This window comes from Maribacter sp. UBA3344 (genome assembly GCF_002362375.1).
In the GTDB taxonomy this organism is placed as follows: Bacteria; Bacteroidota; Bacteroidia; order Flavobacteriales; family Flavobacteriaceae; genus Maribacter; species Maribacter dokdonensis.
Genome location: NZ_DERI01000026.1, coordinates 128,191 through 153,130 on the forward strand (window position 1 = coordinate 128,191; position 24,940 = coordinate 153,130).

Sequence of the window (24,940 nt, forward strand, 5' to 3'; positions counted from 1 at the left end):
ATTTACGAGGCACGAGGAAATTTGCTTGCCCGCCGTTGAGGAGGGTATCGAGAAGCTCGAGTGTTCCAAATCCAGTTCTCGATACAATTTTTCATTTCCGTTTCATTTCAATAAAAAACACTCGAACTGACAGTACGTTATACTTCAATCTTTAAAATCGGATTATTTCAAGCACTAATGTCACTTCGAGTGAATTTACGAGGTACGAGGTAATTTGTATCGAGAACTTTTTTGTTACTATCTAAATCGTATATTGAAAATGTGATAACTTACTATGTTTATATATTGGAATGTGCTGACAGAAGCTTTTATACCGGAATAACTTCTAACCTAACTCAAAGGTTAGAATCTCATCAATCTGGAAAATATAAAGATAGTTACACAAGCAAAAGACGACCTGTAATACTCGCTTTTTATTGTGAATTTACTGATCCTAACTTGGCTATAGAGACCGAAAAACGAATAAAAAAATGGTCTCAAGCGAAGAAGAATGCCTTGATAGCTGGGGAATATGAAAAATTACCGAATCTTGCGAAAAAGAAATTTCGGTAAATCGAGAAACTTTCATGTTCCAAACCTGTTCTCGATACAATTTTTCATTTCCGTTTCACTCCAATAAAAAACCACTCGAACTGACAGTACGTTATACTTCAATCTTTACAAACAGATTTTTTCAAGCACCAATGTCACTTCGAGTGAATTTACGAGGCACAAGGAAATTTGTATCGAGAAGCTCGCGTGTTCGAATACCCGTTGTCGATACAATTTTTCATTTCCGTTTCACTTCAATAAAAAATCACTCGAACTGACAGTACGTTATACTTCAATCCTTACAAACAGATTATTTCAAGCACCAATGTCACTTCGAGTGAATTTCGAGGCAGGGGGAAATTTGCTTGCCCGCCGTTTAGGAGGGTATCGAGAAGCCCGTGTGTACCAAATCCCGTTATCGATACGTTTTCTTGTAGAAAACACTCGAACTGACAGCATATTTTGTACTATTTCAAATTCACCATAAACAGATCTGCCGCAATACCATCGGCTAAAAACATGCCTTTTTTAGTGGTTTTCAAAATATCACCATCCACGAACAGCAAGTGTTCTGCTATAAATTTATCAGCTTGCCATAAAACGTACTCTTTGTATTTAGGTCCGAATTCGGTTGAAATTCTAGATAAGGAAACTCCCCATATAGTACGCAAGCCCGTCATCACATACTCGTTATACTTATCGGTCGAAGAAAGTACCTCAACCTCCATGGGTACTATGTTCTGTGCTATGGATTTTATGTATTTGGGATTGTTATTGATATTCCACCCACGTTGCACACCGTCAAAAGAATGTGCGGACGGACCAACACCTATGTACTTTTTCTGTTGCCAGTAAGCAGAATTGTTTTGGGAGTAATACCCGGGTTTCCCAAAGTTGGAGATTTCGTAGCAATCATATCCTGCTGACAATAAGGTTTCATTCAATACGTTGAAATGCTCTTGAGTTTCTTCGTCGGTAGCGGGAGTAATCAATCCGTCTTCAACAAATTTCGCCAATGCCGTTTTTGGCTCAACCGTTAAGGCATAACTTGAAATATGAGGAATACCGAAACTTAGTGCTTTATCAATATTTTGTTTCCACCGATCTAAGGTCATATTAGGCATTCCGTAAATAAGGTCAATTGAAATATTATCGAAATGTGCGCTTGCCAATTGCAAACACTTTTCAGCTTCCAGAGCGTTATGCGCACGGTTCATCAACTTTAAATCCTCCTCAAAAAAAGATTGAATGCCAATACTCAATCTATTAATTGGGCTAGCTGCCAGTTGTAGAATTTTCTCTTCGGATAAATCATCAGGATTCGCTTCTAAGGTAATTTCCGGGTTATCCACAACATCATAATATTCCCGAACCGCAGCAATCAGTTGTTCAATCTCTTCCGTCTCTAAGACCGAAGGTGTACCACCACCAAAATAAATAGTAGCTACCTGTTCACCTGAAAACTCGGCTTTGCGCAATTCCAGCTCTTTACACAATGCCTTCACCATTGCTTCTTTCTTCCCCATTGTAGTAGAAAAATGAAAATCGCAATAATGGCAAGCCTGCTTGCAAAATGGGATGTGGATGTAGATTCCGGACATAATATCAGTTTTCAGTGGGCAGTATCAGTTGACAGTACCTGTATTTGCTTTCAGTAATAGTTTTCTGTACTTATTCTGAACCAAATTTACTTGGGTTATTAATCATATAATTTAAAAGCCTACCTACTTCTTCACTATCACTTATTAAATCATTAAACACTTTTTGTTCAATATACTCACACTTTAATGCAAACTCTAACCATGTTTGTGTTTCCGAATTCTCAGCGTCACTATCGGTTAACTTACTTACAAAATGTTTAGGATAACTTCTTTTTCGATATGCTTCTGCAATATTGGCACTTACACTTCTAGATGAACGTCTTATCTGATCAGTTAAAGAATATTTCTCTTCTTTAGGAAAGTTTTTTGATGCATGAAATATCTTCATAGCAAGCGCAAAAGACTTCTTATAAGACAATAAATCCTGAAATTGCATAAAACGTTTTTACTTATTACTGTTACTGCTAACTGAAAACTGATACTGCCAACTTAACCCTACTTCTTAACACGTTTCTCATTCTGCTTCACGAATGCATCCCAGCCAGAGTAGCTTTTACCGACAACATCAATTCTGCTTTCATTATAAAAATGACAAACGGCAGCAGCTAGTCCGTCCGTGCTATCTAGGTTTTTAGGGAGTGTTTTAAGTCCTAATACACTTTGCAGCATTCTTGCCACTTGTTCTTTACTGGCGTTACCATTACCGGTAATGGCCATTTTTATTTTTTTGGGAAGATATTCCGTAATAGGAATTTGACGCGAGAGTCCGGCTGCCATAGCAACACCTTGTGCTCTACCAAGCTTTAACATAGACTGTACGTTCTTGCCAAAGAAAGGAGCTTCGATCGCAATTTCGTCTGGGTGATAGGTATCTATAAGTTCTATGGTTCGTTCAAAAATCAGCTTCAATTTGGTATATGGGTCGTTATACTTTTGTAGAAGCAATTCGTTCATTTGAACAAACTCCATTTTTTTACCCACCACTTTAATGAGACCAAAACCCATAATAGTAGTACCAGGGTCAATACCCAAAATTATTTTTTCGTTCGCCAAAATGCTTAGTTTGTTTTTAATTGAATGGGTATACGGTATTTGGTATTTACCGGAATTCCCCTTTTTATAGCGGGTGCAAGTTTAGGAAGATTCTTTAAGCTTTGGGTAACCACACCGTCAAATTCTGGCATTTGATCTAGCACCAATACATTCTTTTCTATGTTGGACACTCTTATCTTTCCCAAAGTATCTATTACAAAGATGACATCAACGGTTTCACTTTCCTTATCCGTTAAGGTAAATTCAAAATCATTTAATGTTTCTTGAAAATGGGAAATCAAGGTTTCTTCAAAGCAAATTTTCTGTTGGTCTTTGGTTACTGCCTCATCACAGCTATAGAAAAAAGGATAAGAATCTACACTGTTCCAATCTATATGGCCTAATTCTTCATTAATAAGTTCTTGCGTTCTTTTTTGTTTAGAATCAAAGAACGAACAAGAACTTATTAGAATTAACACAAGAAAATAGATAACTCGTTTCATTACACCTGTTCTACGGGTGAAATTACGATTTTTTTGAGGAGTTTAATCTTTAGTAAAATGGATTTCTGACTTTAATTCAGAAATACGCTTTCTGACCATTTCATAGTAATATGGATGTTCGTTCGGATATCGCTTTAGAAAAATTTGATAATAGGCTAGTTTCTTTTGCAAGTCGGCACCAAATTGATCGTAGGTAGTGACTAAATTGTAATAAATTCGAACGTTTGCTCTATCTTCTTGGTAAGCCTTTTCATAAAGTTCAAAAACAGATTTAATATCTTTTTGCTCGCGTGCTATTTCTGCCAATCGATTGTAACCATTAGCAAAAATCGGTTTTTGAACTTCCATTGCTTTGTTGATATAAATTTTAGCGCTGTCTAATTTGCTTTCTTTCTGATAAACACTCGCAAGGTCAAAATACGTCTGTGAATTGGTATCGTCTCTTTTTATCAAAATATGATAAGCTTTTTTTGCTTTACTAAATTCCCAATTTCTGTTATACGAAAAAGCTAATTTCTCGTACACATAATCTTTGTCCTCCCCTAATTCTAGAACCTTTTCAAACCATGGAATAGCCTTTTCATATTGATAATCGTTAAAGAGAACCAACGCATGTAAATTAATGAGCGAGACATCATTCTCATAATAACGCAAGCCTTGTAAAATATACGTTAAAGCATTGTCTCGCTCTTGCTTTATTGTGTAATGTTTTGCAAGCTGAAACAGACTTCTTAGATGTGTACTATCTAATCTAATTGCTTTTTTGTATTGTTTTAAACTTGCGTCTGTAGCATTTAAATGACGATTGACTTCCCCCAAATAAAATAGAAATTCCGGATTAGTTGTATTGAGATTGGACAAATTTGTAAACACTGATTTTGCCTCTTCAAACCTATTTACTTTCAGCAATAATTTCCCAAGTTCAAATTGTGCGAGTTGATTTTTAACATCTTCCTCAACAACATATTTATACTGTGTGATAGCTTTCTCATAATTGCCAGTAGCGTTATAACTTCTTGCTATCTGTAGCGCAGCAGAAAGTCCGCCAACTTTAGAATACTCGTTAATTGCCTTAGAATAATTACCTATTGAATATAAACTATCGGCAAGAGTCAAGGACGAAGATTGGGCTTCGACTTTAGCAATTAGCATCAATAGAATTACTATAAAAAGTCGATTCATTTAATTAGTTTTTTATTGCAACTTAAACTGTACAGGAATTGAAAAAGGTACATTAACAGCTTTCCCTGATTGCTTTCCCGGAGTCATTTGTGGCAACCTTTTTATGATACGTTCTACCTCATCTTCTAATAATTTATCAGGACCGCGCATTTTTATGTTCTCTATAGTTCCCTCTGAAGAAATCATAAACATAGAACTTACCCTACCCTCAATATTAGCATCTATAGCTGCTTTGGGATAGTTAAAATGCTTACTGATGTGTTTTTGAATTTTCTCATTAAAGCAAGCGCGCTTATCGTCTACATCTTCACAGCCAGGGAAAATTGGAACTTCATCAACTACACTGAAAGGTACATCATTATCATAAATGTATTTTTTATCATCAACATTAGCACTATCACTATCCTCTTGTAGTTTAAATTGAACCGGAATCGAAAAAGGTACATTCACAGGTTTACCCGATTGCTTTCCTGGAGTCATCTGTGGTAGTCTTTTTATAATACGCTTCACCTCATCTTCCAATAACTTATCTGGACCTCGCATTTTAATATTCTCTATAGTTCCTTCTGAAGAAATGGTGAACAATGTACTTACTCGCCCCTCAATATTAGCATCTATAGCAGCTTGCGGATAGTTAAAATGCTTACTAATGTGTTTTTGAATTTTCTCATTAAAGCAAGCTCGTTTGTCATCTGCATTTTCACAACCGGGAAAAACAGGAACTTCCTCTACTATTGCAAAAGCAACATTGACATTATCCATATCTTCAAATTCTTCTTCGCTTACAATCTCCACACTTCGAGACTCAATACTTCCCCTTAAATCTTTAATTTCGGTCTTTATTAAAAAAACATTTGAGTCATCAGAAAGAATGATATTCGTTAAATAATCAGGTTCATTTTCTAAACTAACTAACAATTCATTGAATTTTTGCAATTCATTTGAACTAAGTTTCGATGTATTACTTACTTTATATTCAAGAAAATCTGATGGATAAGCCCCTAAACCGTTATCATAAAAAGCAATATCCTTTCCAAATGCTTTAACCGATGATTTTAAGTCATTATCTAATAATTTATATGCTTTTCTTTGACTTACAAAATTATTATACCGTTCTGTAGATGGTAACATAAAAGCAATATTAAGAGCTTCCTCTTCCGGATGATCTTTTGCCCATCCTTCCTGAACGTTTTTTAACATTGTACTTTGCAATACCCCATATTGAAAAAATTCATATTTAGATATGGTTGTTTCTGGGTCATTGTATTTTTCTAATAACCCAGAGGTGGTTATATAATTTATATCCAAATTATTCTTTTCTATCTCCGCCTTTACCTCTGCCATTAACAGTTCATCACTTTTAGTTAAATCTTGACCATCCGTTGTGGTCTTATCCATTTCGCAACTAGTATATAGAAGCATTCCAAACACCATTGGTACTAGTAGCAAATACTTCAACTGCCATACTTTCTTTGATTTTGATTTTTGTAACATGACGATTCGTTTTTTGATTAATGATTTTGTAAAAAATTGATTGATGAATGATATATGTTCGGTCTGAAAAACCTGAGCTAACAACTGCTCATAATGATCTGATTTGTGCTCTTTTGTTACTTGAGCATCGGCAATAAATTCATGTAATTCTGAAATACGATTTTGATATACGTACACTAGCGGATTAAACCAGCCTACCACTCTCATAAACTCAAAGAACAATAAATCATACGTGTGCCCTTGTTTTATATGTACCAATTCATGGGCAATTATGGTATCGTGTTTCATTTTCAACACCTTGTCTCCAATAAAAATCGATGTAAAGAATGAAAAAGCTATGTTGCTATTTGTTATAATAATTTGAGTAAATGATGGATAAGTAACCTTCTCTCCGCTCTTTCTCAAGAGAGATAATTGTCTAATCTTCAATCCGAATAACAACAATGCCACTAACATTCCGCCATAAAGAATACCTTCTTGCCAAGTAATATTCCAGCCGGCTGATTCTTGAACTTTAACGACTACATCAGCATTTTCTATTCTCCATAAATATTCTGGGTATTGGGCAAAAGCTTGTGGAACCTGTTGCTTAAAAGCTTCAATTTTTACCCAAGGCAGAATCAAAGACAATACAAACGTTCCTAATAGATATAATCTGTTCCATTGAAAAAAGGTTTCCTTCTTCAAGTAAAAATCATAAACAACCAGAAAAAGAAGCTGAAAGGCAATGCTCTCAAAAATGTATTGTATCATGGTTTTTCCTTTTTAATTTCATTTAGTACCGATTCTAATTCTGACAGGCTCATATCGTTCTTCTTCATAAAAAATGACACCATACTTTTAAAGGAACCTTGAAAATAACCGTCTACCAATTTGTTGATGGACTGATTGCTATAGTCAGATTTCTTAACCAAAGGAAAATACAAATAGCCTTTACCCAGTTGTTCATGATCAACAAAACCCTTGCTCTCCAGTATTCTTACAATGGTAGAAACGGTATTGTAAGCGGGTTTTGGTTCCGGTAATTTTTCAATGATCGATGCTACGTTACATTTCTGCAAGTCCCATAATACGATCATTACTTCCTCCTCTGCTTTTGTCAACTGCTTCATTCAACTAATCTTTTAGTTCTACGATCAAATATAACTAAATATTTAGTTTAAACTAATTTTATAGTTGAAAAATTTTATTTTGATTACCCTTCATGTAACAAATGCACCCTATATTAGTCTTATAGGCAACACTAATTATTTACAATGGATATTTTTTTATTAGTTCTTGGGTTTGTTTTAATGCTCGTAGGCATTCTGGGCAGTTTTTTACCTGTACTACCAGGACCACCAATTAGTTGGGTAGGTCTACTTTTACTCTACTCTACTAGCGCTATAGCCATGAACTGGACCTTCTTGGGCATTACCTTGGCGATTGCATTGATTGTTTTTGGGTTAGATTATGTAATACCAGCCATGGGCACCAAAAAATTTGGGGGTACTAAAGCCGGAGTTATTGGTACTACCATAGGTTTATTGGTCGCCTTATTTTTCCCAGTTCTAGGACCTTTTGGAATAATTATCTGGCCCTTTGTAGGTGCCTTGGTAGGAGAGTTATTAAATAAGGCGGATAAAAAAACCGCTACGAAAGCGGCTTTTGGTTCTTTTCTAGGTTTTTTAACGGGGACATTTTTGAAATTCATGGTCGCCATAGTTTATTTGGGACTCTTCATTTCAAAAGCATGGGAGCATAGTAATGCGTTGTTTCCTTTCTTCAACTAAAGAAAGGAATTACTCGGTAATCCATTCGGTTTTTGCTTTAATAGACCCGCGTTTACCCTTATTTAATTCTCCATCAAAATTGCCCATGTAGAAGAAACCTAAGCATTTTTCACCATTGGCCAGGTTTAAAAACTCGCCCATGTGTTTTATCAGCCCTGGTGAAGACCAATAGGAACCAATGCCTATTTCCGTGCACTGCAACCACATATTCTGCACAGCCATAGAAACGGCTGCTATTTCTTCCCATTCAGGTAAAGATTCTTTAGGATCTCTTTGCATGCAAATAGCAATAATAGCAGCTGCCTTTTTTGGGTTCTCCTGTAACTTTTTAATCTTGGATGTCTTTGGCTTTGGGTCTAACTCCTCATACTTTTTTGCCAAAAACGCCCCAAGTCTGTCCTTTGCATCACCCTGAATGACTTTAAATCGCCAAGGCTCTGTACATTTATGGTTTGGCGCCCAGTTTGCAGCTTCTAACACCTTCTCTATATCCGCTCTCTCAATGGGCGTACCATTATATTGTACCGGAAATACCGATCGTCTCTTCTTTATTATATCTAATATCATAATTATCGTTGTTCGTTGTTCGTTTGTTCCTTGCACGCAATACGTTAAGCGCATCACGCTCTATTTTCTCTTTTCTCTTTTCTCTTTTCTCAAAAAAAGTAAAATTAACTTTTCAAATGACCACTCACTGTTAGATAAGTATTAAAGTTTACTTGATAGTGTCACTCTATCCTTCCAATAGCAACTCCATACAATTCTTAAGAACAGGATTGGTATGTTCCTTTTTCCAAATGACAGACAAATTAGCTCTTTGGGGTATCTCCTTCAACTCAATAAACTTTACCCGCATTTGAAAGCCATTTTGTAAAGATGTGGGCACAATAGCTATGCCCATATGATTCTCTACCAATTTAAATATGGTATGCGCGTGAACCGATTTATGAGAAATTTTTGGAGCAAATCCCGCATCTTTACATATACTGATAATAGTATCATAATACAGCGGACTATAAGCCTGACTAAATAATATAAAATCTTCATTCGCAAATCGATTCATACCATCAAACTCTCTGGTCAACATAGGATATCTTTCTGGCAATACCAGAGAAAAAGTATCGGTAAATACCGTTTTCATTTCCAATGTACTAGGCACCCTACTTACACGGACAAAACCCATATCTAACTTATCCTTTAAAACCGCATCTACCTGGGCAAAATTAGAAAGCTCTTCTAAAGATGTTTTTACTTTAGGATAATTATCTTTTATCCGTAAAAGCATTTTTGGAATTACCTGTTGCATAGCAGATCCCAAAAAACCTATCCGTAACTCGCCACTATCACCATCTCCTACCAATTTCAATTGACGCTCTACTTTTTCCATGTGGCTGAATATGTATTCAACCTCTTTTTTTAAATAGTGCCCCGCAGGTGTTAAACCCACCTTTTTCTTGTTTCTTTCAAACAATTGGGTTTCAAGAATTTCTTCCATTTGCTTTATTTGCCTGCTGAGACCGGGTTGGGAAATAAATAATTTTTCCGCGGCCTTTCTAAAGTGTAGTTCTTGGGCTACCGCTAAGAAATACGTTAGGTGCCGCAATTCTATTTGATTACTCATAGTTATGAATTGATGATAAAATTGATATTACCAAGTATTAAAAATAGATATTAATTTTAATAAAATTCTTGAAAAGCAAAAGCTATGGGGAAACAGACCTTTAAATTAGGAGAAGATTGGCTTACGGCGGGCAAAGCCATGCAGATCGTAAACAATGAATATGCGGTAACACTTTCCAGAGCTACAGAACTAAAAATAGCCGATAGCTGGAAAATAGTTCAAAACATTGTAGATAAAGGTCATCCAGTTTACGGCATAAATACAGGCTTTGGCCCGCTCTGTACGACCAAAATATCAAAGTCCGAAACCAATATTCTACAGACCAACATACTTCAAAGTCATAGCGTTGGTGTTGGTGAACCCGTAGACAATGACATCGCTAAACTAATGCTGATTCTTAAAGCCCAGTCACTGGCTAAGGGATATTCGGGAATAGCCATTGAAACCTTAAACCGTATAATCTGGCACATTGAAAACAATGCCACACCTGTGGTCCCCTCCCAAGGATCTGTTGGTGCTTCTGGGGATCTAGCTCCGTTATCCCATTTATTTTTACCATTAATCGGTTTAGGTAAAGTGCAATACCAAGGTGAAATAATTTCAACAGCATCACTTTTCAAAAAAACAGGGTTAGCACCTATTGCCTTAGGACCAAAAGAAGGGTTGGCACTTATAAACGGTACTCAATTTATAGCGGCACATGCCGTAAAAGTGGTAGTACAATTACATGCTATTTTAGCTCAGGCAGATGTTATTGGCGCTATGATGATAGAAGGTCTACAAGGGTCAGTAAAACCATTTTACAATGAACTACATGCGCTACGCCCATTTAAAGGAAATGTTCATGTTGCAAAAAGGGTTAAAAAATTACTGAAGGGTTCAGAAATTATGGAAGCCCATGTAGATTGCGAAAAAGTACAAGACCCCTACTCCATTCGCTGTATACCACAAGTTCACGGTGCTTCAAGAACAGCATGGTTACATCTTAAAGAATTATTGGAAGTAGAATTAAATTCGGTTACGGACAACCCTGTTATCATCAATGAAGAATTGACCATAAGCGGTGGTAATTTTCATGGTCAGCCTCTAGCAATGGCTTTGGATTATGCATGTTTGGCCGCATCGGAAATCGGTAATATTTCAGACCGTCGAATTTATCTTTCACTGGAAGGAAATAGTCCCGGTGTGCCCAAATTACTCATGAACGATACAGGTATCAATTCCGGATATATGATCTTACAATACACCACTGCGGCTTTGGCAAGTGAAAACAAAGGACTATGTTTTCCGTCAAGCGCGGATAGTATTCCTACTTCACTTGGTCAAGAAGACCATGTTAGTATGGGCTCCATTGGCGGTAGAAAAGCATTGCAGGTAATTGGCAATGTTGAAAAAATATTGGCTATTGAGCTGTTGACAGCCGCCCAAGCTTTTGAATTTAGAAAACCATTGAAATCGGGCATTTATTTAGAAGAAGTTCATAATGCCGTTCGTGAGCGTGTTGCCTTTGCCAGTAAAGACCGTGTATTTGCAGATGATATTGAAAAGGGTATTGCAATGATCAAGGATCGGACAATACTAAACATTATAGACTGCGTACAAGCAGAACATAACATATCTTTAAAAACAAAACACTCAGAAGAGTTCGAAAATTACTAGTTGCATGACACAGAGAACACTCATAGGTCCGTTTAAACAGATTATTCCCATGACGGGGCTAAAACTAAAAGGCGCCATTTTAGACAATGAACTAAAGATCATTGATGATGGCGGTATGGTATTAGAAAATGAAAAGATTTTGGCAATAGGCAATTTTGAAGATTTAAAATTGAAATTCCCAGAAATAGCTATTCATCAACTAAAAGGAAATCATGTTTGCTTACCCGGTTTTATAGATGCTCATACCCACATTTGCTTTGGCGGATCACGCGCTAAAGATTATGCCATGCGAAATGCCGGAAAATCATACTTAGAAATCGCACATGCAGGTGGTGGTATTTGGGATACCGTTACCCAAACCAGAAAAGCAAGTATGGAAGAATTGACCAAAAACACCATAAAAAGAGCCAATCGTCATTTAAAAAACGGTACCACAACGCTAGAAGTTAAAAGTGGCTACGGATTAACAGTAGATGAAGAATTGAAAATGCTCCGCGCTATTAAAGAAGCCGATAAAGTGGCATTGCCCGAATTGATAACTACATGTCTTGCCGCACATATGTTACCCAAAGATTTTAAGGGAACCGAAACAGCGTACTTAAAAATGATAAGCGAGGAGTTATTCCCTGTTCTTAAAAAAGAAAATCTAACAAATAGAATTGACGCTTTTATAGAACAGAGCGCTTTTTCTTCGGAAGATATAAAAGCATATTTCTTGAAAGCCAACGACCTGAAGTTTGACATCACCGTACATGCAGACCAGTTTTCAACAAGTGGAAGCAAGGTAGCGGTAGATTATAATGCCATTAGCGCGGATCATCTTGAAGCTAGTACGGACAACGAAATTGATCTTTTGGCAAACAGTGATACCATAGCCGTAGCCTTACCAGGTGCTTCAATAGGACTTGGGTGCAATTTTACGCCCGCTAGAAAATTATTAGATGCCGGTGCAGCACTCGCCATAGCCAGTGACCACAACCCAGGTTCTGCCCCCATGGGCGATTTATTGACTCAAGCCAGTATATTGGGAACTTTTGAAAAATTGACCAATGCCGAAGTCTTGGCAGGAATCACTTTTAGAGCCGCCGCCGCTTTAAAATTAGAAGACCGCGGTAAATTGGAAGTGGGACATTTAGCTGACCTGGCCGTTTTTCATTCGGATAATTATCAAGATATTCTTTATAACCAAGGAAATTTAAAGCCCTGTATGATATGGAAAAATGGGGTGTTGGTTTTTGATAGGCACAGAGCCCTCTAGCCCCCAAAGGGTGTACTCCTAAAAAGCACTAATTCTATAGTATAAAATTTAAAAAATGGATTTCAAAGCGCAAATACAAATGGGAATACCTACAGAATTACCTCCAAGAAAGGAGCGTTCTTCAACGGTAAGCCATGCTCCTAACCGAAAGCAAATACTCTCAAAAGAAGAGAAAAAATTGGCGATCAGAAATGCGCTACGCTATTTTCCGGCAGACTGGCATGCCGTTCTCGCACCTGAATTTGCAGAAGAATTGCAAAAATATGGTAGAATATACATGTATCGTTTTCAGCCAGATTATGATATGCATGCAAGAGCAATTTCAGCATATCCGGCACGGACTAGTCATGCTGCAGCGATCATGTTAATGATCCAGAATAATTTAGATCCAGCGGTAGCCCAGCACCCACAAGAACTCATTACCTACGGCGGCAATGGTGCCGTTTTTCAGAATTGGGCGCAATACCTTTTGACCATGCAGTACTTATCTGAAATGACCAAGGAGCAAACCTTGCATATCTATTCTGGTCATCCTATGGGTTTGTTTCCTTCATCGGCAGATGCCCCAAGAGTTGTCGTTACCAACGGAATGATGATTCCCAATTACTCTAAACAAGACGATTGGGAAAAATACAATGCGCTTGGTGTAACCCAATATGGTCAAATGACCGCGGGTTCATATATGTACATTGGTCCGCAAGGCATAGTGCACGGCACCGCAATTACCGTAATGAATGCATTTAGAAAAGTACTGAAGGCGGATGAAAATGCCAACGGAAAAATATTCTTAACTGCAGGTTTAGGCGGAATGAGCGGCGCACAACCAAAAGCCGGCAACATTGCCGGATGCATCACTATTTGTGCAGAAGTGAATGCACTTGCCGCAAAGAAAAGACACGAACAAGGCTGGGTAGACGAATTAATAGACAACCTTGATGATTTAGTAGAAAGAACCAAAGAAGCCCAAAACAAACAAGAAATAGTATCATTGGCTTTTATTGGCAATGTGGTAGACGTATGGGAGCGATTTTTTGCAGAAGAATTATTCATTCACCTAGGATCTGACCAAACCTCTTTACATAACCCATGGGCAGGAGGGTACTACCCAGTTGGGTTAACTTTTGAAGCGTCTAACGAAATGATGAACAAGCAACCGGAGGCATTTAAAACGAAAGTTCAAGAATCGCTACGAAGACATGCCAATGCTATAAACCTACACACCAAAAAAGGCACATACTTTTTTGATTATGGAAATGCCTTTTTACTCGAAGCCTCAAGAGCAGGCGCAAAAGTAATGGCAGAGAACAATATAGATTTCAAATATCCGTCATACGTACAGGATATATTAGGACCCATGTGTTTTGATTATGGTTTTGGACCGTTCAGATGGGTTTGTTCCTCAGGTACATTGGAAGACTTAAGAAAAACAGATGCCATAGCCTTACAAGTGCTAAAAGAGATTAAAAAAGACGCTCCATCAGAAATACAACAACAATTAGAAGATAATATTAAATGGATTTCTGAAGCAGAACAAAACAAATTGGTAGTGGGTTCTAAAGCTCGAATTTTATATGCCGATGCCGAAGGAAGGGTAAAAATAGCCTTGGCTTTTAACGAAGCAATTGAAAATGGAGAATTAAGTGCTCCGGTAATTTTAGGACGCGACCACCATGATGTAAGCGGCACCGATTCGCCATACCGAGAAACTAGTAATATTTACGACGGCAGTAAATTCACAGCAGATATGGCCATACACAATGTCATTGGCGATAGCTTTAGAGGTGCAACCTGGGTATCTATACACAACGGTGGTGGCGTAGGATGGGGCGAAGTCACCAACGGCGGATTCGGTATGGTACTAGATGGCTCTACAGATGCAGAGCGAAAATTGAAAAACATGTTGTTTTATGATGTCAACAATGGTATTGCAAGACGAAGCTGGGCAAGAAACAAAGAAGCAATGTTTGCATTACAACGAGAAATGGAAAGAACGAAATTATTTAAAGTAACATTCCCTACCTTAGTAGAAGACCAACTTATTGATAAATTATTCTAACAATATATGTCACATTACACTAAAGCAAATAAAGAAAGTTGGTTTGGTCGAGTATCTGGTGAAGAACTCTATTTACATGAGAAAATTAGATTCTCAAGTATAAAGGATCCTATCATTACACCAGAGCACAAAACCATTGCCATACTAGGCTATAGTAGTGATGAAGGTGTTAAACGTAATTTAGGAAGAATTGGTGCTGCATTTGGACCCAACGCTATTCGAAAACAGTTGGGTAAAATGACCAATCATTTAAAAGAAAACTCACAATTATTTGATTTTGGAAATTTAGAATGTGAAGAAGATGACCTTGAGGCTTTACAAGAAGATTTATCCAATACAATCACCTCTTTACTTGACAAAGGTGCTAAACCAATAGTACTTGGTGGCAGCCATGATCTTGCCTATAGTCATTACAACGGACTAAAAAAATATTTAAAGCCAGATAAGAAATTAGGTATTATCAATTTTGATGCACATTTTGATTTGAGAGCCAACACTGACGGCAACAATTCTGGCACTCCATTCTATCAAATTGCGATAGAACAGGAAGCTAAGAACGAATCTATAAAATATATGGCCTTAGGTATTCGAAAAGACGCAAATACCAGAGTCCTTTTTGATTTTGCAGAATCGCGCAATGTCAACTATCTACTTCAAGAGCATTTTAACATTAATTATTTAGAACATGTTCAACTAAGGCTTATTCAGTTCATGGAGGATGTAGATTATATCTATACTACCATTGATCTTGATGGATTCTCTTCTTCCTACGCACCAGGTGTAAGCGCGGCATCACCTATGGGCTTTTCTCCAGATATTGTACTAGAAAGCTTAAAGTTGATTATTGAATCTGGCAAATTATTGGGATTGGATGTTGTAGAGCTAAACCCCAATTACGATATAGACGACCAAACTGCAAAACTTGCTGCGTCTTTAGTACACTATGTTATTCATAAAATTTAGGGTAAAAACAAAAAAAGCCTCCCTTAATGGAAAGCCTTTCATTGGGTTCTATCGGTTAAATCCGATAAACACAATTGCCTCAAATATTCTTTGAGACACAACACAACGCTGTAAAGGTAATAAAGCTTTTTTAATAAAAATAACGGTCTGTACAATTCTTGTAAAAACTAAGATCTATACACCTATTATTGATCTTCATCACCCTTAAAAAGCTTATAAATATATTGCTTCTCTTTCAAGGTAAATTGTTTGTTCTCAAACCAGTCATGCACCTTAATCTTTTCATTTTCTATCTGGGCATTTCTAATGGCTTTTAAAGACACAATGTGCCAATGTGTACCCTTGTTACGAGAAACGGAATACCCAACATCTTCCATAATATAAGACTGTTTAGGTCTATTTATTAATCGGACTCCGTTTTTTAGAACGGCTAGTGTTTCTGTTAATCGTACAACTTCAGAAAAAGAATATCTGGCAAAATCGTTGAAACCATTCTGCTCAACATTATATAATTTATCTCCAATTTTAAGGGTATCCATAACTTAAAAAAGGTGCAAATTTAAAATACCTGTTAGGGTAATAGAATAATTAGCGAGTATAGTTATCCACAAAATAAATGAATAAAAAACATAACTAGGTAAATGTTACGCCATACCCTTCATGGTCAACAAGGTAGTTGCCCAAACGATAACCGAAGATAAAAAGATGCCTATGGTATTCGCTAAAAAAGCTTTCTTTCTTTCAATTTTAAATAAGTAACTAGCAATGCTACCTGCATAGACACCTGTACCCGGCACTGGTAGCATTACAAAGAATATAAGTCCGTAAAACCCATACTTTTTAATTTTATCACCAGATCCCGTTTTTGCCCGTCTTGCCACAAACAACGCATTCTTTTTATAGAAATGCCATCTTAATAAATATCGATTAACGGTATTTAAAAAAAACATCATGATAGGAAATACCAGAACATTCGCTAAAAAACAAACTGCCAATACCACGTAAATATTTACTCCATGAAGTAGACCATAGGGTATACCAACTTTAGCCTCTCCTAATGGGGAGATACTCCAAAGTGCTGCTATAAGTATATCTTTCAACAAAACGTTCTTTTTAAGCGAATGCAAAATTACGTTGTTCTTGAAAAATTGTTTGCCATTTATATCATAAATGTTGTCAATTACCAATTTATATAGATAAACTACTTAAGTTGAAAAATTGTTAGCGCTTAAAATCATGTAATCTCAAATTATCCAATCATGATAACCTAGCAACATCATTTATTTGGTATTTTTAATAGCTAACAACAACTAATATCAACACAAAACAACATGGATCAAAAGAATTCCAGAAGATCATTTTTAAGACAAGCATCTTTAACCACTGCTGCACTTGGCACCGCCCCCTATTTATTATCGGCATCAACAAATAAAGTACAACTACTACACAGAGAATATTCGTTTGATCAGTATGGTAGTAACGACCATATAAATATTGCACTAATTGGTTCAGGAATTCAAGGCATATATGATACACAAGCCGCCTTAATGGTAGATGGTGTAAAAATTGTAGCTGCTTGTGACCTATATACGGGCAGGCTTGATCGCGCCAAAGAATTATGGGGCAATGATATTTTTGTAACAAGAGATTATCGAGAAATATTAAGTAGAAAAGATATTGATGCCGTGTTGATTGCTACACCAGACCATTGGCACCAAACCATTACAGTAGCAGCATTGAAAGCTGGAAAACATGTGTATTGTGAAAAACCAATGGTTCAAAATTTCAACCAAGGCCAAGAAATTATAAAGGCGCAAAAAGATTCAGGTAAAATCTGTCAAATAGGTAGCCAAGGCATGGCTTCCCTTGGTAATGAAAAGGCAAAAGAACTATATGAAGATGGTGCCATTGGTGATATTGTAATGCTAGATATGTACAATGATAGATATTCAGCCGAAGGTGCTTGGCAATATCCCATACCAACGGATGCCAATAACAACACCGTAGATTTTGACACTTTTTTAGGAAACGCACCAAAGGTACCTTTTGACAATAACCGCTTTTTTAGATGGAGAAATTATCAAGATTATGGGACCGGAGTAGCCGGTGATTTATTTGTTCATGCCTTCTCTACCTTAAATCATGTAATTAGCTCAGATGGTCCTAACAGAGCCATGGCTACAGGCGGGCTACGCTATTGGAAAGACGGCAGGGATGTTCCAGATGTTTCCATTACATTATATGACTACCCAAAAACAGAAACACATTCGCCTTTTAATGCGGCATTTCGCATCAACTTTATTGCTGGCAGTGGAGGCGGTGGCGGTTTTAAATTAATTGGCACTGAAGGAGAAATGGAAATTGGACAAAATTCAGTAACCGTAAACCGTTCTAACCTAGGCTTAGAACCCAGTGGTTATTCAATGATTTCATTTACTGAAGGCATGCAAGCGGAAATAAGAAAGGAATATGCCGCTAAAAAATTAAATACTAGAGCAAGTAAATTGGCTACGGGATCAACAACTTGGCAAGCACCACGTGATTATAAAGGAGCGCATTATGACCATTTTTATAATTTTTTTACCAGCATAAGAGAAAATGGAAAAGTAATACAAGACCCAAAATTTGGACTTAGGGCAGCAGGAGCAGCTTTGTTGGCAAATGAAAGTTATACTAGAAAACAACCGGTAAATTGGGATCCTACTAAAATGAAATTGATCTAGTTAATTTTCTTCTGTTTCAACAAATTGGATATGGCGTTCCAAGTTTTCTTCAATTGAAATAAAAGATTCTATACCACGTATTCCAGAAATACTCAGAATTTCGTCTTGATATACCTGCTTATAATGAAAGCTATCCCTTGCATGCATTTTTATAAAGACGTCATACTTTCCGGTTACGTGGTGTATTTTGACCACCTCTTCAATTTCGTTCAATCTTTCCATTACCTTTTTAAATAAACTGATCTCACTTAAAAAGATTCCCAAAAATATGGTCATCTTCCACCCCATTTTTGCATAATCAAGACTTAAGGTTGCCCCGGTAATAAGACCCATTTCTCTCATTTTACGCATTCGCATGTGCACCGTACCTGGAGAAACAATTAATTTTTTGGCAACATCTGTATACGGGGTCTGGGCATTTTCTGCCAAAATATTTAAAATACTGAAATCTACATGATCAAGTTTATTCCTCATTTTTCATAATCATTTGAAATATTCATTGAATTATTACAAGGTTTTAATCCATTTTAACAAATTTAATTTATAATTAGTTAAATTTTAGTAATTATATGACAATAAAAAGGCTTAAAAATGAGGTTTTCTTTATAATTCTCTAATCAAATTGACAAATGCATAAAAAGAGGGTTTTAGAATAATTATGCCGTATCCGTAAATTTTCAACAGAAGACAAATCACTTCTTGCATTATAGGTATAATTTTAAATAAAATATAACTATTATTCAATAAAACAAGCGATACAACCTTTATTTACAAGCCGTTGTAAGCATAGGCTATTTCCATAATCCTTGAACATTCAATAATATTGTTTAGCACTAAACATGAACATTTACCATAGTAGCGAACATGTTTATATCGATAAATAAAATCGATGTTTGGTTACTTTATTTATAAGGAACAAACAACCCATTACCAACATTTCAAACTTGAACAAAGATGAAAACAACAGTAAACAGAAGAGATTGGCTTAAAAAAGGAGTTCTTTCAGCTGCAGGAGTTATGGCAGCACCTTATTTGACCTACGGGGCTTTTCCGTCACAACCTATTTCGTTAGATGCCAACGGTAATATTCCCTACACTCCTTTTTTTAAGGAGTATTTACCACAATCACCAATGCAACCTTTAGCCTTGGCGGCTAAGTTAAATGCAAATGAAAACCCTTATGGACCATCTCCAATGGCTGTTTCTGCCATGCAGGAGTACGCACCAAAAGGAAATCGTTATGCATGGAAAGAACTATATCAGTTAATGGATAAGATTGCAATTGAAGAAGGTGTTAAGCAAGAGAATATAATGATGGGACCTGGCTCATCTGATCTTTTGGAAAAAACCGCCATGGTATTCTTTCAAAATGGAGGAAATATCGTTTCTGCGGACCCGGCGTATATGTCACTTATTAAAGTTGCAGAAGCAACGGGTGCCACTTGGAAACCAGTTCCACTTAAAAAAGATTGGTCACATGATTTGGCTGCAATGGAAGCAGCTGTAGATGATGACACCAAGTTGGTATATATATGTAATCCTAATAACCCAACAGGTAGTATGACAGACCATGATGAACTTATTGATTTTTGCTCTCGTGTTTCTGAAAAGACCCCCATTTTTGTTGATGAAGCCTATTTAGGATTCTTGGATGACGCCACCAAAAAAAGTATGGTATCATTGATCAATGAAGGTAAAGACGTAATCATAGCCCGTACATTTTCAAAAATACAAGGTATGGCAGGTTTGCGTGTTGGTTATATTGTAGCACAACCAGAAACGCTAGGAATTATTCAAAAAATTACACGTGGCGGCATGGGAATCTCCTTACCATCTGTTTACGCTGCTATGGCAAGTATGGATGATGTTGCCTTTAAAGATAAATCCAGAAAACTAAATAAAGAATGTAGAGACTATGTATATGAAAATCTTGACAGATTGGGGTTTGAATATGTGCCTTCTTCTACCAGCTTTATTATTTTCCCCATACAAATGGACGGTAAACCCTTCTTAGAGAAGATGACCGCCGAAGGTGTTGGTGTAAGAGCTTTTGAAATCTATGGTAAAAATTGGTGCCGAGTAAGTATGGGCACTATGGATGAAATGAAGTTGTTTACAACTGCACTTGAAAAAGTGCTCGTTTAAGTTTGAATTAGTCCGGGAGTTGGGCATATAAAGCATTGCCTTGACACAAAGCCAAAGTTCAACTCCTTTGGGCTATTTCTAATTTACTTTACAACATCAAATCCCAATGAAATTTTCAACAGCATGAATTTTGCACTACAAAAAACCCTAGAATTAATACTGATTATAGGACTTGGACTACTACTTCAAAAGAAAGTGGCAAAGCAAGATTTAAAAGGGATAAAAGTTCTGATTTTAAGCGTTGCACTACCTGCAACTATTTTTGTTGCACTATTAAAAATAGAACTTAAGGGAACCTTATTGGTGTTTCCCCTAGTTGCATTAATTTTCAATCTTATAATGTTGGCAGCAACAAAATACTTCTTAGCTGCATCATTACACAAAGAAGAACAGAGCAAAAAGCGAACATTGATGATGTTGTTACCCTCAACAGCACCTGGCCTATCATGCTTTCCATTCATTGTAGCTTACCTAGGTGACGACACCTTAGCCTTAGCTGCACTTGCAGATATTGGAAACAAGATATTTGTGCTTATCTTACTATACATGCTAGCCATGCACTGGTATCGTAAGAACTCCGTAATCAATAAGCAGGAATCTTCTAAAAGTAAGCTTAAAGGACTATTTATTTCATTGATCAATGAACCTATTAACTTGGTTATCGTCATAGGATTGATCATGCTAGGCTTAGGGCTTGATCTTTCATCACTGCCAACCTTTTTTCAAAATACCTCATTGAGCATTAAAGATTTAATGACTCCGTTAGTACTCTTGTTCATAGGTATGGCGGTAAGAATCAATAAAGGAGAGTTTAAATTGATACTTTCTATGCTGTTGCGCAGAATGGGCCTGGCATTTTTAATAAGTGGTGTTTTTGCCTATACAATACCTGCATTAACGCCTGCTATGATTCTACTTTTAGTAGTCTTTCCGCAAAGTGCCTGTAGCTTTTGGCCTTTTGCCCACATGAGTGCCATACAATCTATGGAAGAAAAAGACGAACAGCCAAAACCTACATTCGATGTTAATTTTGGATTGAACATTTTGGCTTGTTCCCTACCCTTTTCAACACTATTAATAATTGGCATATTCTCATTTAGCGAATACTTCATTAACCCGCTTACACTTCTTGGTCTAGGCGCAATAATTTTAGGGATCACATTTGCACCCGATATTTTTAAATCTACCAGTTTTATGCTCGACAGAGAGCGTAAGAAGATACCAAAATCAGTTAAACCAAAATCTAAGCTGACCATCGCAAAAAACGATTTCAAACATAAGACCGAGAAAACAATGAATGAAGCTAAGGCCAGCTAAACTTTAGTACGTTTCTTTCATCCATTCATAAGGCTTTCTTTTGATCCAAAGTCCCCTAGTAAAATCAGGAAAATCTTGGGGTTCGCCATTATTGGCAATAGAAGCCTCTGATAATGGTGTAACAGCACTCCAAGCAGCTGCATCGTAAGCGTCTAAAGGTGGCGCTATGTTTTGTTTTGCAGATTCAACAAATGAGTTAAGTACAAAGAAATCCATACCGCCATGACCTGCATTTAAGGCATACGCTCCATACTTTTTCCAAAGTGGATGATCATATTGTTCTAACCAAGGTTTTGCATCATCCCATTGATGTGGTTCAGACTTTCCTTCCACATAAATACGACTTCCGTCAACCTCCCAGAGTCCGTTTGCACCTTGCACGCGAAAACCTAAAGAATACGGTCTTGGCAAATTACAGTCATGGGTAATAATAATAGTTTCACCGTTTGCTGTATTAATGGTTGAGGTAATGACATCACCCTGCTTAAATTTAATTTTTGCATTTGGGTGTTCTGTTCCACCCTGGCCAACAATATAATTGTGCAAGCCAATACCTTTTGTTGCATGTGAAGTCATAGATACAAATCTATTGCCCCTATTGACATCTGCCATTATAGCAACCGGCCCTAAACCATGTGTTGGGTATACATCGGCATTTCTCTTTACAGAATGCCCCGTACGCCATTTAGATTCAGAAATCCCCTTTTCTCCAAATTCAACACCTTTACCATAGGCCGTTTTGCCATCATTGAACTTTACATGACGTAAATCATGCTGATATCCGCATCTATAATGTACCATTTCGCCAAATACATTTTGCTTTACCATATTCAGAACGGCCAATACATCTCGCCTATAATTTACGTTCTCAAGAATCATCATATGGGTACCGGTACGCTCATGCGTATTCACCAGATCCCAACATTCTTCTAAGGTATTGGACGCAGAAACTTCAACACCTGCGTACTTTCCCGCTTCCATGGCATCTACTGTCATTCGGGTATGCCATAACCAAGGGGTAGCTATGATTACGGCATCAACCTCTTGCAGAGCTAAAAGGTTTTTATAATCATGCTCATTAGCCCCAAATACTTTAGGACTCTTACCATTTGCATCTGCAATATGCTTTTTAGCAATAGCTATCCTATTTTCGTCTATATCACAAATTGCGGTAACGTTAACGTCTTTTCTAAGTAATAAGTTCTGCAAATGATTAGTTCCCCTTAAACCTACACCTATTAAACCTACATTTAGTTTATCCGTTACACTAAATTTTTTATGTGCAAAACCAGGTACTGTAACAATACCCATACTTGCTATTGATGTGTTTCTTATAAATTTTCTTCTCGTCGTCATTGCAGGTGGTAATTATGAACACTGAATTTAAAAAAAGATACTGACACATATTAACTAATCATCAATTTTAAAAGGGATACATCTAAAATTAACCACAATTTCTATTAGCATTTCATATTTTTGGCATTTAAACACAAAAATCATGACATTACTTTTAATGGCTGCCGGTAGTGGTAGTAGATATGGAAAACTAAAACAATTTGATGATTTAGGCCCTAATGGTGAATTCTTAATGGAGTTTGCTATATATGATGCTATTCAGAATAACTTTGAACAAATAGTAGTTATTACCAAAAAAGAAAATGTTTCTTTTTTGGAGGAACATCTTTCAAAAAGAATTCCTAGCAATATTCAATTGAACGTTCTTGCTCAAGAACTTACAGATTTACCTGACGGAGTTACTTTTACAGGTGAGCGTAAAAAACCTTGGGGTACCGCTCATGCAGTTTGGACGGCAAGAAATGTGATCAACGGACCGTTTGTAGTGATTAATGCAGATGATTTTTATGGTCAGTCTGCCTATAAAAAAGCTGCGGATTTCATGAAATCGGATGATAGTGCCTATGCACTTTTAGGCTATACCCTTAAAGACACTTTATCTGAACATGGTTCTGTATCTAGAGGTGTTTGCGAAGTAAATGGCGATAACCTTGTATCTGTACAAGAGCGATTAAAACTGGTACAACAGGGAGATAAGATTATTGATGAGGATACTAATTTAGAATTTACAGGTGATGAACAGGCCAGTATGAACTTTTGGGTTTGTAGACCATCTATCTTTGATAAAATTGAATCTGAATTTAGAATTTTCTTAAAAGATGATGACCGTATCGCTAACAGCGAACTATACATTCCTTTAATGATACAAGAAATGTTACAGGCCAACGAAATTGAGGTTAAATGTATACCTTCTGGTGGAGATTGGTTTGGTGTAACATATGCCAGTGACAAGGAAAAAGCAATGAACAGTTTAAAGGAAAAATCCAATTCAGGAAAGTACCCTGCACCCATTTGGAAATAACCCTTTTCAACATATACCAGAACCCATTAGATTTTAATTTAATGGGTTTTTTTATGCTCTAAACCGACTTTAACTAAAAAGAGTCCGATCTTATCAGACCGGACTCTTTTACGAGAACACTATATGAAAATGAAAAAATTTTATTCGTTTTTAATTACATTGTAAATATATAAGTAAGGTTAATTATTAGAAACAAATTGATGTCAACCCCCTATATTTTGTTGTCAGATGGGCTATTTTTGTTGTGAACTGAATCTATAGCTATGAAAATTAGAATAAAAGGCGATTCTGTACGGTTTAGATTAACCCAATCTGAAGTGCAAACATTATCGGAAAGTGGAGAAATTTACGACAGTACAAATTTTGGAACTACAAAATTTAACTATGGTGTAGTATTAAAGAGCGATATTGAGCAATTAAATATCAATTTTGAAAACAGTAGTATTATCCTTTCTATGCCAGAGGCTAATGGCAGATCCTGGTTTTCCAATGATATCATAACTTTTGACCATACCTTGAAAACAACCGCTGGCAACAACCTGTACTTGCTATTGGAAAAAGATTTCACCTGTTTGGACAATACTATAGAAGACCAATCTGACAATTACCCCAATCCTAAGTTGAGTTAAAATATCCCATTTTAATCATTTGGACTACAGTTTTAATAGAAATGATTATAAACGTTACTATTACATTTCTTAAGTTT

Annotated in this window: 24 protein-coding genes; 11 read left to right on the forward strand and 13 right to left on the reverse strand. The window is 36.6% G+C overall.

Going from position 1 to position 24,940, the window contains the following annotated elements; all coding sequences use genetic code 11:
* Nucleotides 1-261: 261 nt before the first annotated feature.
* The gene (locus B2Z27_RS16285) at nucleotides 262-552 is read left to right on the forward strand and encodes a GIY-YIG nuclease family protein (RefSeq protein WP_286814475.1); all 291 of its coding nucleotides are present in this window, start codon (nucleotides 262-264) and stop codon (nucleotides 550-552) included.
* Between the two features lie 446 nt (nucleotides 553-998).
* Here B2Z27_RS16285 and hemW read toward each other — a convergent pair whose 3' ends face one another.
* The 7 genes from hemW to B2Z27_RS16320 all read right to left on the reverse strand — a co-directional run bounded on the left by hemW (nucleotide 999) and on the right by B2Z27_RS16320 (nucleotide 7,455).
* Complete coding sequence (gene hemW, locus B2Z27_RS16290) at nucleotides 999-2,132, reverse strand: radical SAM family heme chaperone HemW (protein WP_286814438.1); 1,134 nt, start codon at nucleotides 2,130-2,132, stop codon at nucleotides 999-1,001.
* Between the two features lie 70 nt (nucleotides 2,133-2,202).
* Nucleotides 2,203-2,568, reverse strand: a complete 366-nt coding sequence (locus B2Z27_RS16295; RefSeq protein ID WP_210708415.1) for a four helix bundle protein — start codon at nucleotides 2,566-2,568, stop codon at nucleotides 2,203-2,205.
* A gap of 59 nt (nucleotides 2,569-2,627) precedes the next feature.
* Complete coding sequence (ruvC, locus tag B2Z27_RS16300) at nucleotides 2,628-3,185, reverse strand: crossover junction endodeoxyribonuclease RuvC (RefSeq protein WP_058104024.1); 558 nt, start codon at nucleotides 3,183-3,185, stop codon at nucleotides 2,628-2,630.
* Between the two features lie 5 nt (nucleotides 3,186-3,190).
* Nucleotides 3,191-3,667, reverse strand: coding sequence for a hypothetical protein (locus B2Z27_RS16305; protein ID WP_210708416.1), 477 nt, complete (start codon nucleotides 3,665-3,667; stop codon nucleotides 3,191-3,193).
* 42 nt (nucleotides 3,668-3,709) lie between these two features.
* Nucleotides 3,710-4,849: a tetratricopeptide repeat protein gene (locus B2Z27_RS16310; protein ID WP_210708417.1), complete on the reverse strand. Its 1,140-nt coding sequence runs from the start codon at nucleotides 4,847-4,849 to the stop codon at nucleotides 3,710-3,712.
* Nucleotides 4,850-4,861: 12 nt separating this feature from the next.
* Nucleotides 4,862-7,096: a M56 family metallopeptidase gene (locus tag B2Z27_RS16315; protein WP_244745318.1), complete on the reverse strand. Its 2,235-nt coding sequence runs from the start codon at nucleotides 7,094-7,096 to the stop codon at nucleotides 4,862-4,864.
* Entirely contained in the window at nucleotides 7,093-7,455 is a 363-nt protein-coding gene (locus B2Z27_RS16320; RefSeq protein WP_058104028.1) for a BlaI/MecI/CopY family transcriptional regulator, read from the reverse strand. Before B2Z27_RS16320 ends, B2Z27_RS16315 begins: the two co-directional genes overlap by 4 nt.
* Before the next feature lie 144 nt (nucleotides 7,456-7,599).
* Here B2Z27_RS16320 and B2Z27_RS16325 point away from each other — a divergent pair, with 144 nt between their 5' ends.
* Nucleotides 7,600-8,115 carry a DUF456 domain-containing protein gene (locus tag B2Z27_RS16325; RefSeq protein WP_074671806.1) on the forward strand — a complete coding sequence of 172 codons (516 nt, stop codon included), beginning with the start codon at nucleotides 7,600-7,602 and terminating at the stop codon, nucleotides 8,113-8,115.
* Between the two features lie 9 nt (nucleotides 8,116-8,124).
* Here the strand turns inward: B2Z27_RS16325 and B2Z27_RS16330 are convergent, their stop codons facing one another.
* A complete protein-coding gene (locus B2Z27_RS16330) occupies nucleotides 8,125-8,682 on the reverse strand; it encodes a nitroreductase family protein (protein WP_286814439.1) in 558 nt (185 codons plus the stop codon).
* A gap of 166 nt (nucleotides 8,683-8,848) precedes the next feature.
* Nucleotides 8,849-9,736 carry a LysR family transcriptional regulator gene (locus B2Z27_RS16335; RefSeq protein WP_286814440.1) on the reverse strand — a complete coding sequence of 296 codons (888 nt, stop codon included), beginning with the start codon at nucleotides 9,734-9,736 and terminating at the stop codon, nucleotides 8,849-8,851.
* A gap of 84 nt (nucleotides 9,737-9,820) precedes the next feature.
* Here B2Z27_RS16335 and hutH point away from each other — a divergent pair, with 84 nt between their 5' ends.
* The 4 genes from hutH to hutG are packed head-to-tail and all read left to right on the forward strand — an operon-like array spanning nucleotide 9,821 to nucleotide 15,672.
* Entirely contained in the window at nucleotides 9,821-11,395 is a 1,575-nt protein-coding gene (hutH, locus tag B2Z27_RS16340) for a histidine ammonia-lyase (RefSeq protein WP_286814441.1), read from the forward strand.
* 4 nt (nucleotides 11,396-11,399) lie between these two features.
* Nucleotides 11,400-12,653, forward strand: a complete 1,254-nt coding sequence (hutI, locus tag B2Z27_RS16345; RefSeq protein WP_286814442.1) for an imidazolonepropionase — start codon at nucleotides 11,400-11,402, stop codon at nucleotides 12,651-12,653.
* A gap of 55 nt (nucleotides 12,654-12,708) precedes the next feature.
* Nucleotides 12,709-14,709 (forward strand): urocanate hydratase, encoded by a 2,001-nt coding sequence (locus B2Z27_RS16350; protein ID WP_286814443.1) that lies wholly within the window; start codon nucleotides 12,709-12,711, stop codon nucleotides 14,707-14,709.
* Between the two features lie 6 nt (nucleotides 14,710-14,715).
* On the forward strand, nucleotides 14,716-15,672 hold the full coding sequence (hutG, locus tag B2Z27_RS16355; RefSeq protein WP_286814444.1) for a formimidoylglutamase: 957 nt from the start codon (nucleotides 14,716-14,718) through the stop codon (nucleotides 15,670-15,672).
* A 185-nt stretch (nucleotides 15,673-15,857) separates the two neighbouring features.
* On the opposite strand, the gene B2Z27_RS16360 is transcribed toward hutG, so the two are convergent.
* Nucleotides 15,858-16,211 (reverse strand): hypothetical protein, encoded by a 354-nt coding sequence (locus tag B2Z27_RS16360; protein ID WP_058104036.1) that lies wholly within the window; start codon nucleotides 16,209-16,211, stop codon nucleotides 15,858-15,860.
* Nucleotides 16,212-16,316: 105 nt separating this feature from the next.
* Nucleotides 16,317-16,775, reverse strand: a complete 459-nt coding sequence (locus tag B2Z27_RS16365) for a COG2426 family protein (protein WP_058104328.1) — start codon at nucleotides 16,773-16,775, stop codon at nucleotides 16,317-16,319.
* 228 nt (nucleotides 16,776-17,003) lie between these two features.
* Between B2Z27_RS16365 and B2Z27_RS16370 the strand changes: the two genes are divergently transcribed.
* Nucleotides 17,004-18,395, forward strand: a complete 1,392-nt coding sequence (locus tag B2Z27_RS16370; RefSeq protein WP_286814445.1) for a Gfo/Idh/MocA family protein — start codon at nucleotides 17,004-17,006, stop codon at nucleotides 18,393-18,395.
* Here the strand turns inward: B2Z27_RS16370 and B2Z27_RS16375 are convergent, their stop codons facing one another.
* Nucleotides 18,396-18,869, reverse strand: coding sequence for an Lrp/AsnC family transcriptional regulator (locus B2Z27_RS16375; RefSeq protein ID WP_058104038.1), 474 nt, complete (start codon nucleotides 18,867-18,869; stop codon nucleotides 18,396-18,398).
* A gap of 480 nt (nucleotides 18,870-19,349) precedes the next feature.
* Between B2Z27_RS16375 and B2Z27_RS16380 the strand changes: the two genes are divergently transcribed.
* A complete protein-coding gene (locus B2Z27_RS16380) occupies nucleotides 19,350-20,540 on the forward strand; it encodes a pyridoxal phosphate-dependent aminotransferase (RefSeq protein WP_286814446.1) in 1,191 nt (396 codons plus the stop codon).
* A 123-nt stretch (nucleotides 20,541-20,663) separates the two neighbouring features.
* On the forward strand, nucleotides 20,664-21,857 hold the full coding sequence (locus B2Z27_RS16385; RefSeq protein WP_286814447.1) for an AEC family transporter: 1,194 nt from the start codon (nucleotides 20,664-20,666) through the stop codon (nucleotides 21,855-21,857).
* Between the two features lie 3 nt (nucleotides 21,858-21,860).
* Here B2Z27_RS16385 and B2Z27_RS16390 read toward each other — a convergent pair whose 3' ends face one another.
* Nucleotides 21,861-23,213 carry a Gfo/Idh/MocA family protein gene (locus tag B2Z27_RS16390; protein WP_286814448.1) on the reverse strand — a complete coding sequence of 451 codons (1,353 nt, stop codon included), beginning with the start codon at nucleotides 23,211-23,213 and terminating at the stop codon, nucleotides 21,861-21,863.
* Nucleotides 23,214-23,355: 142 nt separating this feature from the next.
* On the opposite strand from B2Z27_RS16390, the gene B2Z27_RS16395 reads away from it, so the two are divergent.
* A complete protein-coding gene (locus B2Z27_RS16395) occupies nucleotides 23,356-24,234 on the forward strand; it encodes a nucleotidyltransferase family protein (RefSeq protein WP_286814449.1) in 879 nt (292 codons plus the stop codon).
* 263 nt (nucleotides 24,235-24,497) lie between these two features.
* Complete coding sequence (locus B2Z27_RS16400; RefSeq protein ID WP_286814450.1) at nucleotides 24,498-24,863, forward strand: DUF7009 family protein; 366 nt, start codon at nucleotides 24,498-24,500, stop codon at nucleotides 24,861-24,863.
* Nucleotides 24,864-24,940: the final 77 nt, after the last annotated feature.

Coding starts and splice junctions, on each gene's coding strand:
- B2Z27_RS16350 (WP_286814443.1), top strand. CDS start 12,709: ATGGATTTCAAAGCGCAAATACAAATGGGAATACCTACAGAATTACCT.
- B2Z27_RS16395 (WP_286814449.1), top strand. CDS start 23,356: ATGACATTACTTTTAATGGCTGCCGGTAGTGGTAGTAGATATGGAAAA.
- B2Z27_RS16315 (WP_244745318.1), bottom strand. CDS start 7,096: ATGATACAATACATTTTTGAGAGCATTGCCTTTCAGCTTCTTTTTCTG.
- B2Z27_RS16320 (WP_058104028.1), bottom strand. CDS start 7,455: ATGAAGCAGTTGACAAAAGCAGAGGAGGAAGTAATGATCGTATTATGG.
- hemW (WP_286814438.1), bottom strand. CDS start 2,132: ATGTCCGGAATCTACATCCACATCCCATTTTGCAAGCAGGCTTGCCAT.
- B2Z27_RS16385 (WP_286814447.1), top strand. CDS start 20,664: ATGAATTTTGCACTACAAAAAACCCTAGAATTAATACTGATTATAGGA.
- hutH (WP_286814441.1), top strand. CDS start 9,821: ATGGGGAAACAGACCTTTAAATTAGGAGAAGATTGGCTTACGGCGGGC.
- B2Z27_RS16310 (WP_210708417.1), bottom strand. CDS start 4,849: ATGAATCGACTTTTTATAGTAATTCTATTGATGCTAATTGCTAAAGTC.
- B2Z27_RS16370 (WP_286814445.1), top strand. CDS start 17,004: ATGGATCAAAAGAATTCCAGAAGATCATTTTTAAGACAAGCATCTTTA.
- B2Z27_RS16380 (WP_286814446.1), top strand. CDS start 19,350: ATGAAAACAACAGTAAACAGAAGAGATTGGCTTAAAAAAGGAGTTCTT.
- B2Z27_RS16305 (WP_210708416.1), bottom strand. CDS start 3,667: ATGAAACGAGTTATCTATTTTCTTGTGTTAATTCTAATAAGTTCTTGT.
- B2Z27_RS16330 (WP_286814439.1), bottom strand. CDS start 8,682: ATGATATTAGATATAATAAAGAAGAGACGATCGGTATTTCCGGTACAA.
- B2Z27_RS16360 (WP_058104036.1), bottom strand. CDS start 16,211: ATGGATACCCTTAAAATTGGAGATAAATTATATAATGTTGAGCAGAAT.
- B2Z27_RS16295 (WP_210708415.1), bottom strand. CDS start 2,568: ATGCAATTTCAGGATTTATTGTCTTATAAGAAGTCTTTTGCGCTTGCT.
- B2Z27_RS16390 (WP_286814448.1), bottom strand. CDS start 23,213: ATGACGACGAGAAGAAAATTTATAAGAAACACATCAATAGCAAGTATG.
- B2Z27_RS16375 (WP_058104038.1), bottom strand. CDS start 18,869: ATGAGGAATAAACTTGATCATGTAGATTTCAGTATTTTAAATATTTTG.
- B2Z27_RS16400 (WP_286814450.1), top strand. CDS start 24,498: ATGAAAATTAGAATAAAAGGCGATTCTGTACGGTTTAGATTAACCCAA.
- hutI (WP_286814442.1), top strand. CDS start 11,400: ATGACACAGAGAACACTCATAGGTCCGTTTAAACAGATTATTCCCATG.
- hutG (WP_286814444.1), top strand. CDS start 14,716: ATGTCACATTACACTAAAGCAAATAAAGAAAGTTGGTTTGGTCGAGTA.
- B2Z27_RS16325 (WP_074671806.1), top strand. CDS start 7,600: ATGGATATTTTTTTATTAGTTCTTGGGTTTGTTTTAATGCTCGTAGGC.
- B2Z27_RS16335 (WP_286814440.1), bottom strand. CDS start 9,736: ATGAGTAATCAAATAGAATTGCGGCACCTAACGTATTTCTTAGCGGTA.